The organism is Subtercola sp. RTI3, from assembly GCF_035018625.1.
Lineage (GTDB): Bacteria > Actinomycetota > Actinomycetes > Actinomycetales > Microbacteriaceae > Subtercola > Subtercola vilae.
Genome location: NZ_JASJXO010000001.1, coordinates 81631 through 98621 on the forward strand (window position 1 = coordinate 81631; position 16991 = coordinate 98621).

The window sequence follows — 16991 nt, forward strand, 5'->3', positions numbered from 1 at the left end:
CCATTGAGCCGCAGGTGATTCCCACCCTTCATCCAGTATAGAGATTGCCGGGGTACCGAACCCTGACACTTGACATCGCTTCAACAAGCGTTCGCCTAGACTGCTAGAGGTATGTCAAACGCAGTTAGAGGAGCAATGGACGTAGCTGTAGAGGGTCGACTCGGGCGTCCGCGAATTTCTGCGGGGCAGAAAGTCAGGGCCTACATAGCGCTCACCAAGCCGCGGGTCATGGAACTGCTGCTCGTGACCACTGCTCCCGTCATGATTCTGGCCCAAGGGGGCATCCCGAACCTGTGGCTCGTTCTGGCGACGCTCATCGGTGGTGCGCTCAGCGCCGGCAGCGCCGGGGCGTTCAACTGCTACGTCGACCGCGACATCGACCGCGTCATGAACCGCACCCAGGGTCGCCCGCTCGTCACCGGTGAGCTCACCGACCGACAGGCACTGGTGTTCGCGTGGGTTCTGGCCGTGGTGTCGACGCTGTGGTTCGGGTTGCTCGTCAACTGGTTCGCCGCGCTGCTGTCGGTCATCGCAATCTTCTTGTACGCGGTCGTCTACACGATCATCCTGAAACGGCACACGGCGCAGAACATCATCTGGGGTGGCACCGCGGGCTGTATGCCGGTGCTCATCGGCTGGGCTGCCGTCACGAACTCGCTCGACTGGCCGGCCTGGATTCTGTTCGGCGTGATCTTTCTCTGGACCCCGCCGCACTACTGGCCGCTGTCGATGCGGTACCGCGACGACTACAAGTCGGTCGGCGTGCCCATGCTGGCCGTCATCCGTGGCCGCGCGGTCGTCGGGCTGCAGACCATTCTGTACGCGTGGGCGACGGTGGCGTGCTCGCTACTGCTCGTGCCGGTGGCGTCGATGGGCATCGTCTATTCGGTCGCGGCGGTGGCAGCTGGTGGCTGGTTCATCTACGAAACGCACCGGCTCTACAACACCGCGATTCACCACACCGAGGTTCGGCCGATGCGCGTGTTCCACGCGTCGATCACGTACCTGACCATCCTCTTTCTGGCCATCGCCATCGACCCGCTGCTGCGTATCTTCCCGTTCTCGTTCTGAGCAGCTTCTTCTTCTGAACACTTTCGCGCTCCCTTTTCCCGAGCGTGAGAGTCGGGTTTCCCCAGATCGTCGGTTCTGACACCTCGTAGCGACGTTGTTGGGAAAGTGGATGCTCGGGGAGCGCGTGCGCGCTGTGGATAACTTTTTCGGGGTCGCGCCTCGCCTGGCTCGGGCTGCCGGGGTCGGCGTCGAGCGGTTACGCCGAGGTGACCTCGCGGCCCCGCACTACAGCGTTCGCGAGCGGCGCGTGCCTAATGAGGTGTCGGGCGCATCCGACGAAGTGCTTCATCGACATGCAGTGGGGGACTACTTCGCACACCAGCCCGTGTACGCCACCCGGGGCGAGGTGAGGCCCTACGCGACGCTCGAGGAGCTGGCCTCGCACGTGCAGACGTTTCGTGGCCGCGGCAAGAGCCGGGCATCCGGAGCCCTAGAGCACATCTGCACGGGGTCGGAGCCGAGATCGGTCGTGCCGACTTGGTCTACCGTCGATGGAAGGTCATCGTCGAGTACGACGGCGACCACCACCGAACCGACGACACTCAGTACGACAGGGACATGCTGAGGCTCGAGCGTTTTCACCTCGACGGCTGGAGTCTGCTGCGCTTTCGCAAACACGCACTCTTCGTCACACCGACTCTCACCGTCGCCCGCATCGAGCTCGCCCTCAGGCGTGCGGGCTGGACCCCCACTCCCGCGGGCCGACACACCCGCCCCCTGGCGCCCACGCAACCCATTTGACGCAGGTCGAGTTTGCCCAGAATGTCGGGCGGGGGAGGGTCAGGCGACGTTCTGGGGAAAGTCGATCGACTTTCCTGAGGTCGAGGCGAACGGGGCGGCCGAATCCGCGGAAGTAAAGGGGGCCGTGGCGCGGGAGCGTTGGGCGAGGAGGGTGGCGGTCATGGCGGCCACGAGGGTGGCAGCGAGGATCATGTGCGCCACGACGAGGGCAGGCGGCAGGCCGAGGCGCGACTGGGTGAGCCCCACGGCGATTTGCACGACCTCGATGATCAGCAGGGTGACAGGCCAGCGGCGGGGGAGCCGCAGGGCGAGGGCGACGATGACGAGAACGAGGGTGAGCGCGAAGGTGGCGTAGGCCGGGTAGCTGTGGATGTGTTCCATGACGTCGGTGTTGAGGCCGTTGCGCGGGGTGTTCGCGTCGCCAGCGTGCGGGCCTGACCCGGTCGTGAGGATGCCCATGATGACGGTGAGGCCCACGAAGACGGCCGTGACCTGCGAGATGCGCAGGTACCAGATGGGAACGACGAGGGAGAGACCTGCGCCTTCGGCAGCCACCGCTGTGCCAACACCAGTGCGGGAGGCCGAGGCACGGTCGCGGCCGGAAGGCAACAGCGACGCGACGAGCGCACTCGAACGCGCGTCGACGGCGCCGGCCTCGGCACGGGCGATGCCGAGTGCGCTGCGCGGGCCGAAGTAGACGCGGTAGACGAGCATGGTGGTGACGACGACGAGCCCGATCGAGATGACGAAGTGCACGCCCACGATGTACGGGTTCAGCCCGGTGAGAACGGTGATGCCACCGATGACCGCCTGCAGCGGGATCGAGAGGCCCTGCAGCAGAGTCAGAACGAACAGATCGCGACGTTCGCGGCGCATCCGGAGCACGGCGACGAAGACGAGAATCGCGATGATCACAATGACGAACGTCAGCAGTCGGTTGGTGAACTCGATGATTCCGTGCACACCCATCTCCGGTGTCGACACGAAGGAGCCCGCGGTGCACTGGGGCCAGGTGGGGCATCCGAGGCCGGAACCGGTCAGGCGAACCGCACCGCCCGTGCCCACCAGGATGATCTGCACCACGAGCGACGCCCACGCCAACAGACGAACACGACCGTCGATGCGGGCAGGGAGCACGGCGGCTAACCGGGAGAGCAAGCGGTTCACGACGGGTTGAGCCCTTCATTCTGATGCGATTGCATAACACATGGCCGCGAATTGCTGCGAAAGACCCGGGGTCTCTTCATCGCGGCCTCGGGTGCCGATAGAGTTGAGATGTCGAGAATCCGCGCCACGAGGCGTAAGGGTTTCACACGAGGCGGCGACGAAGCTGCAGTTTCTCGGTTTCATTCTAAGTACAGAGCCTGCGAGTTCTACGCTTCGTGGAATTCCCGCACAACTCGACGTGTTGACAGAGTGAGAGGAAGGGAGAAGTCATGACAGACGTACTCATCGACCGGCCAGAACTGCAGAACCTGGGGGTGTACGAGTTCGGGTGGTCCGACTCCGATGCCGCGGGCGCTATCGCGAAACGCGGCATCTCGCCCGAAGTGGTCACCGGTATCTCAACGCTGAAGAGCGAACCTGAGTGGATGCTCAAGAACCGCCTGAAGGCATTGCAGATCTTCGAGCGGAAGCCCATGCCGACGTGGGGAGCTGACCTTTCCGGCATCGACTTCGACAACATCAAGTACTTCGTACGATCGACCGAGAAGCAAGCCCAGAGCTGGGAAGACCTGCCCGACGACATCAAGAACACGTACGAGAAGCTCGGCATCCCCGAGGCGGAGCGCCAGCGCCTCGTCTCCGGTGTCGCTGCACAGTACGAGTCCGAGGTGGTCTACCACACCATTCGTGAAGACCTCGAGGCCCAGGGCGTCATCTTCATGGACACCGACACGGCACTTCGCGAACACCCCGAGTTCTTCGACGAGTACTTCGGTACGGTCATCCCGAGCGGTGACAACAAGTTCGCAGCGCTCAACACGGCCGTCTGGTCGGGTGGATCATTCGTCTACGTTCCGAAGAACGTGCACGTCGAGATTCCGCTGCAGGCCTACTTCCGTATCAACACCGAGAACATGGGCCAGTTCGAGCGCACGTTGATCATCGCCGACGAAGGCTCGTACGTTCACTACATCGAGGGCTGCACCGCCCCCATCTACAAGAGCGACTCGCTGCACTCGGCCGTGGTCGAGATCATCGTGAAGAAGAACGCCCGCGTTCGGTACACGACGATCCAGAACTGGTCGAACAACGTCTACAACCTGGTCACCAAGCGCGCTATTGCGCACGAGGGCGCGACCATGGAGTGGATCGACGGCAACATCGGCTCGAAGGTCACCATGAAGTACCCGTCGATCTACCTGGTCGGCGAACACGCCAAGGGTGAGACCCTCTCGGTCGCGTTCGCGGGCCCCGGCCAGCACCAAGACGCCGGCGCGAAGATGATCCACATGGCACCGTACACGCAGTCGTCGATCGTCTCGAAGTCGATCGCCCGTGGCGGCGGTCGTGCGGGGTACCGCGGTGAAGTGAGGGTCGCTGAGAATGCGCACCACTCGGCGAACACGGTTCGCTGCGACGCGCTGTTGGTCGACACTCAATCTCGGTCTGACACGTACCCCGCCATCGACATCCGGGTGGATGATGTACAGCTCGGCCACGAGGCAACGGTCTCCCGGGTCAGTGAGGAGCAGCTCTTCTACCTGATGAGCCGCGGCCTGCCCGAAGACGAAGCCATGGCCATGATCGTGCGCGGGTTCATCGAACCCATCGCGCGCGAGCTGCCCATGGAGTATGCCCTCGAACTGAACAAGCTCATCGAAATGGGAATGGAAGGCAGCGTCGGATGACCTGTCTCGTTCCGCCGAAAGGACCTGTCGGCTAAATGTCTGCAGTCGCACCATCCAATACGACCGCGCCCGAAAGCGGAAGCGGAACCGAGCGCATCTCGACACCCGGTGGTCACCGCGGTGAACCGATGGGGTCGAAGTCGCACACCGACGGCGCCTGGTCGGAGAGGCCCGTTCAGACCCGTTCTGAGCGCTACACCTCGCCGAACGTGGTCGACTTCGACGAGCCAACGGGCCACGAGGTCGACTGGAAGCTCACCCCGATCAAGCGCATCACCGGCCTGATCTCGGGCGAGCTCGACGGCTCGCCGTTCGAGCCCGCGCTCGAGCAGCCCGTCGACGGCTTCGAGCTGCTGTGGATCGACCGCACCGACCCTCGCGTCGGCAGCGCGGGCCTGCCCGAAGACAAGGCCAGCGCAAACGCGTGGTCGGGCTTCGAGAAGGCTCTCGCCATCGAGGTCACCGGCGAAGAACCGACGGCCCCGTTCGTGCTCACCCGCGACGGTCTCGGTGAGACGGCACGCGCCGCGCACACGGTGATCACCGCTCGGCCGAACAGTCGCGGCCTGGTCATCCTGCAGAACAGCGGCGACGCCCAGCTCACCGAGAACGTCGAGATCGTGGTGAAGGAGGGCGCCCACCTCACGGTGGTGTCTGTGCAGCAGTGGAACGATTCCGCCCTGCACGTGGCAAGCCACTTCGCCCAGGTGGGTCGCGACGCGAGCCTGCGCCACATCGTGGTGTCACTGGGCGGGGCTGTGGTGCGGGTGAATCCGAGCATCCACCTGTCTGAACAGGGCAGCTCAACGGAGGCGTACGGGCTGTACTTCGCCGACGCCGGCCAACACCTCGAGCAGCGCGTGTACATCGACCACGAAGCCGAGAACTCGCGTTCGCGCGTCAAGTACAAGGGCGCGCTGCAGGGCGAGGGCGCGCACTCGGTCTGGGTCGGCGACGTGCTGATTCGCCAGAGCGCCAACGGCACCGACAGCTACGAGGAGAACCGCAACCTCGTGTTGAGCGAAGGCACCCGCGCCGACTCGATTCCGAACCTCGAGATCGAGACCGGCAACATCATCGGAGCTGGCCACGCCAGCTCGACCGGCCGCTTCGACGATGAGCAGCTGTTCTACCTGCAGTCGCGGGGCATCAGCGAAGAAGAGGCACGCAGGCTCGTTGTTCGCGGGTTCCTGGCCGAGATCATCCAGCAGATCGGCGCAGAGAGCGTCGAAGCACGCCTCAGCGCAGCCGTCGAAGCCGAACTGACTCTCACGGTCGGTGCCGTCTGATGGCCGCTGTGAAGATCTGTTCGGTCGACGAACTGAACATGAACGAGGCGCTCCGCGTTGAAATCGACGGCGTGGCCATCGCGCTCGTCAAAGACAGCTCGGGCCAGTGCTTCGCCATCGGCGACACCTGCACGCACGGCGACATCTCGCTGGCCGAAGGTTTCGTCGAGGGCGACACGCTCGAATGCTGGGCGCACGGCTCGAAATTCTCGCTCACCACGGGCAAGCCCCTCACTCTGCCGGCCTACGAGCCGGTACCCGTCTACGAACTCACCATCGTCGACGGAGACATCTACATCGACCCCTCAACTACCAAAGAAATCTCATAATGTCAGTACTAGAAATTCGCGACCTGCACGTCAGCGTCGAGACCGAACAGGGCCCCAAGCAGATTCTGCGCGGGGTGAACCTCACCATCAACCAGGGTGAGACACACGCCATCATGGGGCCGAATGGCTCGGGCAAGTCGACGCTCGCGTATGCGATCGCCGGGCATCCCAAGTACCAGATCACGAGCGGTTCGATTCTGCTCGACGGCGTCGAGATGACAACCCTGACCGTGGATGCTCGCGCGCGGGCCGGTCTTTTTCTGGCCATGCAGTACCCGGTGGAGATTCCCGGTGTCACGGTGACCAACTTCTTGCGCACCGCGAAGACCGCAATCGACGGCGTCGCCCCGCCCATCCGCACCTGGGTGAAAGACGTTCGGAGCTCGATGGAGGCGCTCCGCATGGATCGCACGTTCGCCGAGCGCAACGTGAACGAGGGCTTCTCGGGCGGCGAGAAGAAGCGCAACGAGATTCTGCAGCTCGAACTGCTGAAGCCGAAGTTCGCCGTTCTCGACGAGACCGACTCCGGCCTCGACGTCGACGCGCTGAAGATCGTCTCAGAGGGTGTGAACCGCGCGAAGGAGAACACCGATCTGGGTGTGCTGCTCATCACTCACTACAACCGCATCCTGAAGTACATCACCCCTGACTTCGTGCACGTGTTCGTCGCGGGCAAGGTTGTCGAGTCGGGCGGGCCTGAACTGGCCGTTCAGCTCGAGAACGAGGGCTACGACGTGTATGTTGCGGCCAACGCCGAAGCGATCGCGGCCTCAGCCGCCGTCGACGCCTAGAGTCGGCGTAGAATTTTCGTATGGTCACCACACTGGAACCCGCGAAGTTCGACCAGGTCGAAGAGGCGCTCAAAGACGTCATGGATCCGGAGCTCGGCATCAACGTTGTCGACCTCGGCCTCATCTACGACCTCGGCTGGGATGAGGAGAACACCGCTCTCGTCATCTCGATGACCCTGACGAGTGCCGGATGCCCGCTCACCGACGTGCTCGAAGAGCAGACCGCCGAGGCGCTCGACGGCGTCGTTGACGCATTTCGCATCAACTGGGTGTGGATGCCGCCGTGGGGCCCCGACAAGATCACTGACGACGGCCGCGACATGATGCGGGCGCTCGGGTTCAGTATTTAGGCTTCAGCCAGCTATTCAGACAACGAGAAAGCCCCCGCTACCGGATGACCGGGCGGGGGCTTTTTCGTGCGCTGGGCGCTGGGCGCCGGGCGCGCTACTTCTTGGCGAAGCGGGTGACGAACTTCCACGCGAGAGGAATGAGCGCCGCCGCGATGACGGCCTTGACGATGCCGCCCACAATGAAGGGGTACAGCCCGCCGTTCAGCGTCTGCTGCAGGTTGAGGCCGAGAACGGCTGCGAGCCAGGCCATGCCGATGGCGAAGGTGACGATGGTGCCGCCGGCGAAGGAGATGAAGGCCCCGACGAACTTGTGGTCCCACGCGCGCTGTGCCACCCAGCCGGTGAGGGCTGCGGCGGCGATGAAGCCGATGATGTACCCGCCGGTCGGCCCGGCGATGATGTGCACGCCCGAACTGCCCTCGCTGAACCACGGCACGCCGATGATGCCGATGACCGCGTAGACCACCATCGCGAGAGCGCCGCGCAGCATGCCGAGCGAACTGCCCACGAGCAGAACCGCGAGCGTCTGACCGGTGATCGGCACGGGCCAGAGCGGAATGGCGAGCTGAGCGAGGATACCGGTGAAGGCCGCCCCTCCGAGAACCAGTGCGGCGTCGGTGACGAGCGAACGCGGAATGACCCGGTCTGCCAGGGTGGGGCGGGTGTGGGCCAGTGTCGAATTCGACATGTGTCTCCTCTGTGAGATCCCGTACGAGCGGGGTGAGTGGGGCATCCGAAAGCCGTGAAAGGAATAAGAGACAGGGCTCACGTTTTATACTAGGGTGACATCCCCCCACCCCTGTCATAGAGATGTGACGAAAGAATTGGACTACTCCTGTGCTCAGTGTGCATGACCTTGAGCTACGTGTTGGCGCCCGGGTTCTGATGGAAGACGTGAATTTTCGCATTTCTGCCGGCGACAAGGTGGGGCTGGTGGGGCGAAACGGTGCCGGTAAGACCACTCTCACGAAGACCCTCGCGGGCGAGCTGAAGCCCGACGGCGGCCGCATCGAGATGACCGGCCAGATCGGCTATCTGCCGCAAGACCCCCGCTCGGGCAACCCCGAAGACCTCGCCCGCACGCGCATTCTGGATGCCCGCGACCTCGGCCAGATCGTGCTGCAGATGCAGCAGTCGCAGCTCGACATGGCCTCGAGCGACCCGGCGGTCGTTGCCAAGGCCATGAAGAAGTACGGCAGCCTCGACGACCGTTTCAACGCGCTCGGCGGGTACTCGGCCGAGGCCGAAGCCGCCTCCATCGCGTCGAACCTCAGCCTGCCCGACCATATCCTCGACCAGCCGCTCTCAACCCTCTCGGGTGGCCAGCGGCGCCGTATCGAGCTCGCTCGCATCCTCTTCTCGGGCGCAGACACGATGCTGCTCGACGAACCGACAAACCACCTCGACGCCGACTCGGTGGTGTGGCTGCGGGAGTTTCTGAAGAACTTCCAGGGCGGCCTCATCGTGATCAGCCACGACGTGGCACTCGTCGAAGAGACCGTCAACCGCGTGTTCTACCTAGATGCGAACCGCACGGTCATCGATATCTACAACATGAACTGGAAGAACTACCTGCGCCAGCGCGCCTCCGATGAGGAGCGCCGCAAGAAAGAGCGCGTCAACGTCGAAAAGAAGGCCGGCGTGCTGCAGATGCAGGCCGCCCGCTTCGGGGCCAAGGCCTCGAAGGCCGCCGCCGCCCACCAGATGGTGCGTCGCGCCGAGAAGATGCTGTCGGGGCTCGACGAGACCCGCGTGGTGGAGCGCGTTGCCAAACTGCGTTTTCCCGACCCGGTGGCCTGTGGGCGTACGCCCCTGATGGCCTCTGATCTGTCGAAGAGCTACGGTTCGCTCGAGATCTTCACGGCGGTCGACCTCGCGATCGACCGCGGGTCGAAGGTGGTCATCCTCGGCTTCAACGGTGCCGGCAAGACCACCATGCTGCGCATTCTCGCGGGCATCGACAAGCCCGACACAGGCAAGGTCGAGCCCGGGTTCGGCCTGCGCATCGGGTACTACGCGCAGGAGCACGAGACCATCGATGTGAAGCGCAGCGTGCTGCAGAACATGGTGTCGTCGTCGCCGAACCTCACCGAGATGGAGGCGCGGCGCGTGCTCGGCTCGTTCCTGTTCACCGGTGACGACTCGCACAAGCTCGCCGGCGTGCTCTCAGGCGGCGAGAAGACGCGGCTGGCCCTCGCCATGATCGTGGTCTCTGGCGCGAACGTGCTGCTGCTCGACGAGCCCACAAACAACCTCGACCCCGCGTCTCGTGAAGAGATTCTGGATGCCCTGGCCAACTACGCCGGAGCCGTGGTCTTGGTCTCGCACGACGAGGGCGCTGTCATGGCGCTGAACCCCGAGCGGGTGCTGATTCTGCCCGACGGCGTCGAAGACCACTGGAACAAGGAGTATCAGGATCTGATCGAGCTCGCGTAGCGGTTGCCCTGCTGCCCGGCTGACGGCCCGTTCTGTGCTTTGTGCGCAGAGCGGGCCGTTGTGCGGTGGCGGGGCGTCAGTTGACCGGGGTGTGTTCTACGCCGTCAGCCGTGGTGAACGACAGCGTCGGCGGGCCGGCGGGAATGGGCGCGTCCGTTGGTGCCGGGGTCGAGGTCGGGGCGGGCGCGGGCTTCGCGGTGATCGTGGTGCCGTCTACGACCGCGCCGTTGAGGGCGGCTGTTTCGTCTTCGGGCCACCAGGCCATCCAGCTGCCGTTCGCAACCGTGGCCTGAACGTCGTGTCCGGCGGCGAGGTGCAGTGTGACCGCGGTGACGCCGGGGTCGGCGGTGCCGAGGGCCGTGGAGATGCGTGTCCCGGGAACCACTCCGTCAACGCTCTCGTCCATGACGAGGGCGGCGGTCGGAGCATCCGGCGCAGGGGATGAGCCGGTTGGCGGGTCGATCGTGGGCATGGTTCCCAATTCTCGCGACCAGGTGACGGCACCCGCGGTGAGAACGCAGTACGCACGATCACCGTCTTTGTCGAGCAACAGCGACTCGAAACCGCCGCGTGTCTCAGCCAAGACGACGCTCGCCGAGCCCGTAGGCCAGCCTGCAGCCGATGCTGCGCAGGTGTTGACGTCAGCCGGGGTTGGTGTCAGCGCTGCAGCGCCGGCTGCCCAGCCCGGGAGTGCGCCGAGGGCGGGCGGGTTGTCGGTCAAGTTCGACGTACTATCGTCAGAGCCGGTGTCTGAGGCATTCGTGGAGACATGAGTGGTGCCGTCGATGAGGGTGTACGAAATAGAAATGCCGTCGGCGTAACCGCCCGCAGTCGGCCCCCAGGCACGAGACCCTTCGCCCACGGGCCACCACGCAGACCACACACCCTTCGCCAGGGCAGCTGTGACAGCGGCTCCGGTGTCGGGGTTGGTCACCGTGAGCGAAGTCACATTGGCACCGGCGCGACCGGAGACCACGTACATCCATTCGGCGCCCTGTGTGACGCTGATGCTCGCCGAGTTCGGGTCGGTCAGCGGGTGTGCTTTCAGACCCGCGAAGTTGACCGAGTTCTCGACGGTGCCACCCGAGAGCACGCAGTAGCCGTCTGAAGCGCCCTGCTCGATGAAGAGCGAGGTGAAGTCGCCGCGCTTCTCGCTGGTGAGGGCGGTTGCCGGATGCCCGGGGCTCGAGTCGAAGCCGAGCGCCGAGGCGCATGCCTGGACATCGGCCGGGTTCGCGTCGGTGTGTTGAGGCGATGAGGTCCAGCTCGCGAGCGAACCGTGCGCTGGGAGCGCGAACGAGGCGGCCGGAGGGTTCGTGGCGCCGGGCAGCGCCGTGATCGCGATGGCGGTGACGAGGGCGAGCGCGGCAGCGGCGCTGACCGCGGTGAAGATGGTGCGGCGGGGGTGGCGTGCCCAGCGGGGGCGGTCTGCGGTGGGAATGGACGAAGCGGTTTCGACGAGCGAGGCCAGAAGGGCGTCGCGGTGGCTGCGTTCGGCCGGGGTGAGGTCGAGCGTCTCACGAGCGGGGTCGAGAGCGCGGAGAAGCTCGGTGTGGGGGGGGTGGGAGAGTTCACGAGAGAGGGTCCTGACGGGAGAGCTGAAGTGTGGAATTCGGTGGGCGCACCGGTGGCGTCGGTGGCGCGGGTGCGAGCAGCGGAGCCGGGTTACCTCGAGGCGGCTCGAGCAACACCGCGAGACGGCGGCGGGCGCGGGTGAGGCGCCTCGCGTAGGAGGCGCGCGAGCATCCGAGCACCGCGGCGGCCGAGCGGGTATCGAGGTCTTCCCACACGTCGAGCGCCAGAACCTCTTGGTCAGCCACGCGCAACGTGCTGAACGCGGCCCGCACGTCGAGCCGACGTTCGAGGTGATCGACCTCGTCGAGGGGCGCGGCGGCGAACGAAGCCATGCGCACAGCGAGGGCGCGCTGCCGACCTGTGCCGCGGGCGGAGTTGAGCATCACGTTTCGGGCCGTCGTGTAGAGCCACGGCAGCGGCGTCGACGGCACGGATGCCCGGCGAACCCATGCGGCCGTGAACGTCTCGCTCACAATATCGTCGACGTTAAGTGGATGCGCACGCCGGCGCACGAACCGCAGCACGGCCCGGTAGTGCTCGAGGTAGATCTGCTCGAAGCGCGCTTCGACCGACGGATTCGGCGACGAACCCGTCTGCGTGTTCGTCGGCGGATGGACTGGCGGACTCATGACCCTCATTTCGTGAGCCCACCGTGGGCTCTACAAGGGAAATGTCCGGCAGTCGCCCACGTGCAACAGCATCACGCCGATATTATGACACTAATTCAGTATTACCGGCTGCGGGCGCCCGCTTCAGAGATCGAGCCGAGCGGCCCCACGGTGAGGGGGAAGTCGCGCGCTGCCAGAAACTCCCGCAGGAAATCGACGTGCTCGTCGCACGCCACCCACACTTTCACACGGTCAGAGCCGTGAATCTTGGGGTTTCGCCACCCGATACTCCACGAGGCGGCGGTGCGGCATCCGGCGCGGGAGCATTCGTGTACCGCGGGCGCACCACCCAGCGCGTCAAGCAGGCTCATGCGGGGAAGCACACGTCAGGCGACACCACCGCGGGCTGAACCCGCAGAGGCATCCTCACTCGGGCCGACCCCCGGTTTCGCGGCCGCCCGTGTAGAGCGGCGGCTGGCCGACGGGCACCATCTGGCCACCGGGCGCCTGCATTGTTCCCGGGGTGTTCGAGCCGGTGTTGGCGATGACCACCGCGAACCACGGCAACACCACCGCGGCCACGCCGAGCACCAACAGCCACCAGCCCTGCACGAACAGCAGCCCTGCGAGGCACAGTAGACGGATGCCCATGGCAAGCGAATACCTGATCATGCGCGCGTGGCGCTCTTGGTCTCGGTTCTGCGGAAGAGAGGTAATGGAATGCTGCTGTGAATCGTGCTTCATATGTGCCACCTTGGGTGAACGGATACCCCTCAGCCTACGCTTCCCTCCGCTCTCGTATGCTGGTACGCGGCTCAGGAATCGACTGGGTTGACAGGCTTTACGAAAGGCTTCGCATGACGACCCCCACCACGACACCCCGCACGGTTCTGATCACCGGCGGCAACCGCGGCATCGGCTTCTCGCTGGCAGAGGAGTTCATCGCCCAGGGGTACCGCGTGGCCGTGACAGCGCGCTCGGGCGAGGGGCCCGCCGGCGCACTCACGGTACGGGCCGACGTCACCGACAGCGCCTCGATCGACGCCGCGTTCACCGAGGTCGAAGCCGCCCTGGGCCCGGTCGAAGTCGTGGTCGCCAACGCGGGCATGACCCGCGACATGCTGCTGCTGCGCATGAGCGAAGACGACTTCACCGATGTGATCGACACGAACCTCACGGGGGCATTCCGGGTGGTGAAGCGAGCGTCGAAGGGCATGCTCAAGGCCCGCTTTGGCCGCGTTATCTTGATTTCGAGCGTTGTCGGGCTGTACGGCTCGGCCGGCCAGGTGAACTATTCGGCGTCGAAGGCCGGGCTCGTGGGCCTCGCCCGCTCCATCACGCGCGAGCTCGGGGCCCGCGGCATCACGGCGAACGTGGTCGCGCCCGGGTTCATCGAGACCGAGATGACAGCCGAGCTCCCGGATGCTCTGCAGGCCGAATACAAGAAGAGCATCCCCGCGGGTCGCTTCGCTTCGCCTACCGAGGTCGCTCGCGTGGTGGCCTGGCTGGCCTCCGACGATGCCGGGTACATCAGCGGCGCCGTCATCCCCGTCGACGGCGGACTCGGCATGGGGCACTAGCCCACCCCGTTCGACTTTCCCCACTCTGTCGGTCGGGCTGCTCAGCACCGACCGACGGGGGAAAGTCGACGGCGCTTCAGGCCGAGCCGAGTCAGCCGCGGAGGCCGAGGAGCGGCAGCAGCTGCGCGAGGTCGCGCGAGTCGATGGCCACGTGCGCGCGGGCCCGCACGACGGGGCGCGCGTTGAACGCCACCGAGAGGCCCGCGGTCTGCATCATGAGCAGGTCGTTGGCACCGTCACCCACGGCCACGGTCTGCGCCAGGGGTATGGATGCCCCCGCCGCCCACTCCCGCAACGCAGCGGCTTTCGCTTCGGCGTCGATCACCGGGCCGATCACGTTGCCCGTGAGGCGGCCGTCGACCACCTCGAGCCGGTTCGCACTCCAGAAGTCGAGACCGAGGTCGATCGCGACCTGGTCGACGAGCTCGTGGAACCCGCCCGACACCACCCCCACCAGACCGTCGGCGGCATGCAGGCCCGCGATCAGCTCAGGTACGCCCTGCGTGACACGGATGTCACGCGCCACCTCTGTGAAGCAGTCGATCGAGAGGCCGGCGAGCGTCGAGACGCGCGAACGGAGGCTCTGCTGAAAGTCGAGCTCGCCCGACATGGCGCGTTCGGTGATGTGCGCGACGAGGTCGAGGCTGCCGGCGCACTCGGCCAGCATCTCGATGACCTCGTTCTCGATGAGGGTCGAGTCGACGTCGAGCACGACGAGGAAGCGGGGTGCGGTGGCCGGGGCGTGAGCAGCGGGGGTACCGGAGTGCACGGCCCGGGGAGCCAGGAGAGTGTTCGTCTGCTGAAGGGGGAGCCGAGCATCCGGAAGCAGCAGGTGTTCACTCATGGTTCTACGCGTACTCCTTTGCCGACCACGGTGATGCCCGTGTCGGTGACGGTGAAACCGCGTTCGCGGTCGCGAGCGTGGTCGATGCCGATCATGGCCCCGGCGGCGACAACCACGTTCTTGTCCAGAATAGCGCGGCGCACGACTGCGTCGGGTTCGATGTGCACGCGGTCGAAGAGCACCGAGTCTTGAACGAGGGCACTCGACTCGATGGTCACCCAGGGGCCGAGCACGCTGCGCTCGATGCGGGCGCCCGAGATGAGGCAGCCGAGGGAGACGATCGACTCGATGGTTGTTCCGCTGTTGCCCTTCGCGTCGCGCACGAACTTCGCTGGGGGCGAGTTCAGCTGCTGCGTGTAGATGGGCCACGCGCTGTTGTACAGGTTGAACACCGGCAGGGCAGAGATGAGGTCTTGGTGGGCGTCGTAGAACGACTCGATGGTGCCCACGTCGCGCCAGTAGTAGCGGTCGCGGTCGGTTGCCCCGGGAACCTCGTTGTGAGACAGGTCATAGACGCCGGCCTGGCCGCGCGACACGAAGTCGGGAATGATGTCGCCGCCCATGTCGTGGTTCGAGTCGGGCTTCTCACCGTCGCGGATGACGGCCTCGATGAGGGCGTCGGTGTTGAAAACGTAGTTGCCCATCGAGGCCAGAACCTCGTCGGGGGAGTCGGCGAGGCCCACTGCCGTCTTCGGCTTCTCGAGGAACTCCGAGATCTGCGCCGGGTTGTCGGGGTCGGTCTGGATGATGCCGAACTGGTCGCTGAGCTCCATCGGCTGCCGAATTGCCGCGACCGTCGCCGGCAGGCCCGAAGCGATGTGCGCCTGGATCATCTGGGCGAAGTCCATGCGGTACACGTGGTCTGCACCGACCACCACCACGATGTCGGGCATCTCGTCGCGAATCAGGTTGAGACTCTGCAGGATGGCATCGGCCGAGCCGCTGAACCACCTCTTGCCGAGGCGCTGTTGCGCGGGCACCGACGCCACGTAGGAGTCGAGCAGGCCCGACAGTCGCCACGTCTGCGAGATGTGCCTGTCGAGGCTGTGCGACTTGTACTGGGTCAGCACAACGATCTTCGTCAGCCCCGAATTGATGAGGTTCGAGAGTGCGAAGTCAATGAGGCGGTAGCCACCTCCGAACGGAACACCGGGCTTCGCTCGGTCTGCAGTCAGAGGCATGAGCCTCTTGCCTTCGCCACCAGCGAGAACGATGCCGAAAATCTTCTTTGATGCAGCCATACGACGACTATAGGTGGTTCGGCGGCGCACTCGCGGCACTCGACGCGCGGCGCGTAACGCGCTACGTTCGTGGTTGTGCGCGTCGATGTGATTACCAGGGAATATCCACCAGAGATTTACGGCGGGGCGGGGGTGCATGTCGCCGAACTCGTGAAAGCTCTGCGGGTCAACATCGACGTCGTGGTGCGGGCCTTCGGCCAGCCGCGCGACGAGAAAGACGTGTTCTCGTACCGGCCTCCGGCTGAGCTGCAGGGGGCGAATGCAACCCTCAGCACACTCGGCGTCGACCTGCAGATCGCCAACGACCTGGGCGGCGCCGACGTGGTGCACTCGCACACCTGGTACGCGAACGCGGCCGGGCAGCTCGGCTCGATGTTGCACGGTATTCCGCACGTCGTCACGGCGCACTCGCTCGAGCCGCTGCGCCCGTGGAAGGCCGAACAGCTCGGCGGCGGCTACCGTCTGTCGAGCTACATCGAGAAGAGCGCCTTCGAGAGCGCCGATTCGGTTATCGCGGTCTCGAACGGCATGCGCAACGACATTCTTCGCTCGTACCCGTCGATCTCCGAAGACCGCGTGAGCGTCGTCTACAACGGCATCGACCTCGAGAAATGGAAGCCTGTTCGCGACGATGCCGTTCTGGCGCACTGGGGCATCGACACCTCGCGCCCCTCTGTGGTCTTCGTGGGCCGCATCACGCGCCAGAAGGGCCTGCCGTACCTCCTCCGTGCAGCTGCCCAGCTGGCTCCGGATGTTCAACTGGTGTTGTGCGCCGGTGCCCCCGACACCCCCGAGATCATGGCCGAGGTCACGGCGCTGGTGCAGGAACTGCAGCAGACCCGCTCGGGTGTGATCTGGATCCCGGAGCTGCTCAGCCAGCACGACCTCTCAGCTATGCTCACCAGCGGCACGGTGTTCGTCTGCCCGTCGGTCTACGAACCGCTCGGCATCGTGAACCTCGAGGCCATGGCCTGTGGGCTCCCTGTCGTCGGAACGGCGACCGGCGGCATCCCTGAGGTCGTCGATGAGGGCGTCACAGGGCGTCTGGTGCAGATCGACCAGGCCACCGACGGCACGGGCACTCCGGTCGACCCCGAGCGCTTCGTGCGTGACCTCGCGGGCACGTTGACCGATGTTCTCGCCGACCCCGACGAAGCCCGCCGGATGGGTGCAGCCGGCAGGTTGAGAGCTGAGAGCACGTTCAGTTGGAAGCAGATCGCCGAAGAAACCGAGCGTATCTACCGCAGCCTGATCTAGCGGGCCGAGCGGGCGTTTTCGGGC

At 65.2% G+C, this 16991-nt stretch carries 19 protein-coding genes; 11 read left to right on the forward strand and 8 right to left on the reverse strand.

What is annotated here, in order from left to right:
* The first annotated feature begins 135 nt into the window (after positions 1 to 135).
* Together QN358_RS00455 and QN358_RS00460 are read left to right on the forward strand one after the other, a co-directional pair.
* Complete coding sequence (locus tag QN358_RS00455) at positions 136 to 1071, forward strand: heme o synthase (protein ID WP_136640491.1); 936 nt, start codon at positions 136 to 138, stop codon at positions 1069 to 1071.
* 477 nt (positions 1072 to 1548) lie between these two features.
* Positions 1549 to 1812, forward strand: a complete 264-nt coding sequence (locus tag QN358_RS00460) for a DUF559 domain-containing protein (RefSeq protein WP_201799199.1) — start codon at positions 1549 to 1551, stop codon at positions 1810 to 1812.
* A 39-nt stretch (positions 1813 to 1851) separates the two neighbouring features.
* Here the strand turns inward: QN358_RS00460 and QN358_RS00465 are convergent, their stop codons facing one another.
* Positions 1852 to 2979 carry a COX15/CtaA family protein gene (locus tag QN358_RS00465; RefSeq protein WP_136640489.1) on the reverse strand — a complete coding sequence of 376 codons (1128 nt, stop codon included), beginning with the start codon at positions 2977 to 2979 and terminating at the stop codon, positions 1852 to 1854.
* 269 nt (positions 2980 to 3248) lie between these two features.
* On the opposite strand from QN358_RS00465, the gene sufB reads away from it, so the two are divergent.
* From sufB to QN358_RS00490, 5 genes are all read left to right on the forward strand, one after another.
* Positions 3249 to 4667 carry a Fe-S cluster assembly protein SufB gene (sufB, locus tag QN358_RS00470; protein ID WP_136640488.1) on the forward strand — a complete coding sequence of 473 codons (1419 nt, stop codon included), beginning with the start codon at positions 3249 to 3251 and terminating at the stop codon, positions 4665 to 4667.
* A 128-nt stretch (positions 4668 to 4795) separates the two neighbouring features.
* Positions 4796 to 5956 carry a Fe-S cluster assembly protein SufD gene (gene sufD / locus QN358_RS00475; RefSeq protein ID WP_136640531.1) on the forward strand — a complete coding sequence of 387 codons (1161 nt, stop codon included), beginning with the start codon at positions 4796 to 4798 and terminating at the stop codon, positions 5954 to 5956.
* Positions 5956 to 6285, forward strand: a complete 330-nt coding sequence (locus tag QN358_RS00480) for a non-heme iron oxygenase ferredoxin subunit (protein WP_136640487.1) — start codon at positions 5956 to 5958, stop codon at positions 6283 to 6285. Before sufD ends, QN358_RS00480 begins: the two co-directional genes overlap by 1 nt.
* Complete coding sequence (sufC, locus tag QN358_RS00485; protein ID WP_136640486.1) at positions 6285 to 7076, forward strand: Fe-S cluster assembly ATPase SufC; 792 nt, start codon at positions 6285 to 6287, stop codon at positions 7074 to 7076. Before QN358_RS00480 ends, sufC begins: the two co-directional genes overlap by 1 nt.
* A gap of 20 nt (positions 7077 to 7096) precedes the next feature.
* Positions 7097 to 7426, forward strand: a complete 330-nt coding sequence (locus QN358_RS00490; RefSeq protein ID WP_136640485.1) for a metal-sulfur cluster assembly factor — start codon at positions 7097 to 7099, stop codon at positions 7424 to 7426.
* A 94-nt stretch (positions 7427 to 7520) separates the two neighbouring features.
* Here the strand turns inward: QN358_RS00490 and QN358_RS00495 are convergent, their stop codons facing one another.
* Complete coding sequence (locus QN358_RS00495; RefSeq protein WP_136640484.1) at positions 7521 to 8114, reverse strand: biotin transporter BioY; 594 nt, start codon at positions 8112 to 8114, stop codon at positions 7521 to 7523.
* Positions 8115 to 8263: 149 nt separating this feature from the next.
* On the opposite strand from QN358_RS00495, the gene QN358_RS00500 reads away from it, so the two are divergent.
* Positions 8264 to 9862 carry an ABC-F family ATP-binding cassette domain-containing protein gene (locus QN358_RS00500; protein WP_136640483.1) on the forward strand — a complete coding sequence of 533 codons (1599 nt, stop codon included), beginning with the start codon at positions 8264 to 8266 and terminating at the stop codon, positions 9860 to 9862.
* Between the two features lie 76 nt (positions 9863 to 9938).
* Here the strand turns inward: QN358_RS00500 and QN358_RS00505 are convergent, their stop codons facing one another.
* Positions 9939 to 10955: a hypothetical protein gene (locus QN358_RS00505; RefSeq protein ID WP_323511135.1), complete on the reverse strand. Its 1017-nt coding sequence runs from the start codon at positions 10953 to 10955 to the stop codon at positions 9939 to 9941.
* A gap of 28 nt (positions 10956 to 10983) precedes the next feature.
* Between QN358_RS00505 and QN358_RS00510 the strand changes: the two genes are divergently transcribed.
* Positions 10984 to 11112 carry a hypothetical protein gene (locus QN358_RS00510; protein WP_323511137.1) on the forward strand — a complete coding sequence of 43 codons (129 nt, stop codon included), beginning with the start codon at positions 10984 to 10986 and terminating at the stop codon, positions 11110 to 11112.
* A gap of 321 nt (positions 11113 to 11433) precedes the next feature.
* Here QN358_RS00510 and QN358_RS00515 read toward each other — a convergent pair whose 3' ends face one another.
* From QN358_RS00515 to QN358_RS00525, 3 genes are all read right to left on the reverse strand, one after another.
* On the reverse strand, positions 11434 to 12066 hold the full coding sequence (locus QN358_RS00515; RefSeq protein ID WP_136640481.1) for an RNA polymerase sigma factor: 633 nt from the start codon (positions 12064 to 12066) through the stop codon (positions 11434 to 11436).
* A 101-nt stretch (positions 12067 to 12167) separates the two neighbouring features.
* Entirely contained in the window at positions 12168 to 12416 is a 249-nt protein-coding gene (locus QN358_RS00520; RefSeq protein WP_136640480.1) for a hypothetical protein, read from the reverse strand.
* Between the two features lie 55 nt (positions 12417 to 12471).
* A complete protein-coding gene (locus tag QN358_RS00525; RefSeq protein WP_136640479.1) occupies positions 12472 to 12789 on the reverse strand; it encodes a DUF3099 domain-containing protein in 318 nt (105 codons plus the stop codon).
* A gap of 113 nt (positions 12790 to 12902) precedes the next feature.
* Here QN358_RS00525 and fabG point away from each other — a divergent pair, with 113 nt between their 5' ends.
* Positions 12903 to 13625 (forward strand): 3-oxoacyl-ACP reductase FabG, encoded by a 723-nt coding sequence (gene fabG / locus QN358_RS00530; protein WP_136640478.1) that lies wholly within the window; start codon positions 12903 to 12905, stop codon positions 13623 to 13625.
* Between the two features lie 91 nt (positions 13626 to 13716).
* Here fabG and serB read toward each other — a convergent pair whose 3' ends face one another.
* Positions 13717 to 14469, reverse strand: a complete 753-nt coding sequence (gene serB / locus QN358_RS00535) for a phosphoserine phosphatase SerB (protein WP_136640477.1) — start codon at positions 14467 to 14469, stop codon at positions 13717 to 13719.
* A complete protein-coding gene (locus QN358_RS00540; protein ID WP_136640476.1) occupies positions 14466 to 15710 on the reverse strand; it encodes a glucose-1-phosphate adenylyltransferase in 1245 nt (414 codons plus the stop codon). The genes serB and QN358_RS00540 overlap by 4 nt, the downstream gene beginning before the upstream one ends.
* A gap of 75 nt (positions 15711 to 15785) precedes the next feature.
* Here QN358_RS00540 and glgA point away from each other — a divergent pair, with 75 nt between their 5' ends.
* On the forward strand, positions 15786 to 16967 hold the full coding sequence (gene glgA / locus QN358_RS00545; RefSeq protein WP_323511310.1) for a glycogen synthase: 1182 nt from the start codon (positions 15786 to 15788) through the stop codon (positions 16965 to 16967).
* Positions 16968 to 16991: the final 24 nt, after the last annotated feature.

What these genes read in the sequence shown, in the direction of transcription:
- QN358_RS00525 (WP_136640479.1), bottom strand. Translation starts at nt 12,789, where the DNA reads ATGAAGCACGATTCACAGCAGCATTCCATTACCTCTCTTCCGCAGAAC.
- fabG (WP_136640478.1), top strand. Translation starts at nt 12,903, where the DNA reads ATGACGACCCCCACCACGACACCCCGCACGGTTCTGATCACCGGCGGC.
- QN358_RS00520 (WP_136640480.1), bottom strand. Translation starts at nt 12,416, where the DNA reads ATGAGCCTGCTTGACGCGCTGGGTGGTGCGCCCGCGGTACACGAATGC.
- QN358_RS00490 (WP_136640485.1), top strand. Translation starts at nt 7,097, where the DNA reads ATGGTCACCACACTGGAACCCGCGAAGTTCGACCAGGTCGAAGAGGCG.
- sufB (WP_136640488.1), top strand. Translation starts at nt 3,249, where the DNA reads ATGACAGACGTACTCATCGACCGGCCAGAACTGCAGAACCTGGGGGTG.
- sufD (WP_136640531.1), top strand. Translation starts at nt 4,796, where the DNA reads ATGGGGTCGAAGTCGCACACCGACGGCGCCTGGTCGGAGAGGCCCGTT.
- QN358_RS00515 (WP_136640481.1), bottom strand. Translation starts at nt 12,066, where the DNA reads ATGAGTCCGCCAGTCCATCCGCCGACGAACACGCAGACGGGTTCGTCG.
- QN358_RS00455 (WP_136640491.1), top strand. Translation starts at nt 136, where the DNA reads ATGGACGTAGCTGTAGAGGGTCGACTCGGGCGTCCGCGAATTTCTGCG.
- serB (WP_136640477.1), bottom strand. Translation starts at nt 14,469, where the DNA reads ATGAGTGAACACCTGCTGCTTCCGGATGCTCGGCTCCCCCTTCAGCAG.
- QN358_RS00540 (WP_136640476.1), bottom strand. Translation starts at nt 15,710, where the DNA reads ATGGCTGCATCAAAGAAGATTTTCGGCATCGTTCTCGCTGGTGGCGAA.
- QN358_RS00480 (WP_136640487.1), top strand. Translation starts at nt 5,956, where the DNA reads ATGGCCGCTGTGAAGATCTGTTCGGTCGACGAACTGAACATGAACGAG.
- sufC (WP_136640486.1), top strand. Translation starts at nt 6,285, where the DNA reads ATGTCAGTACTAGAAATTCGCGACCTGCACGTCAGCGTCGAGACCGAA.
- QN358_RS00495 (WP_136640484.1), bottom strand. Translation starts at nt 8,114, where the DNA reads ATGTCGAATTCGACACTGGCCCACACCCGCCCCACCCTGGCAGACCGG.
- QN358_RS00510 (WP_323511137.1), top strand. Translation starts at nt 10,984, where the DNA reads ATGAAGAGCGAGGTGAAGTCGCCGCGCTTCTCGCTGGTGAGGGCGGTT.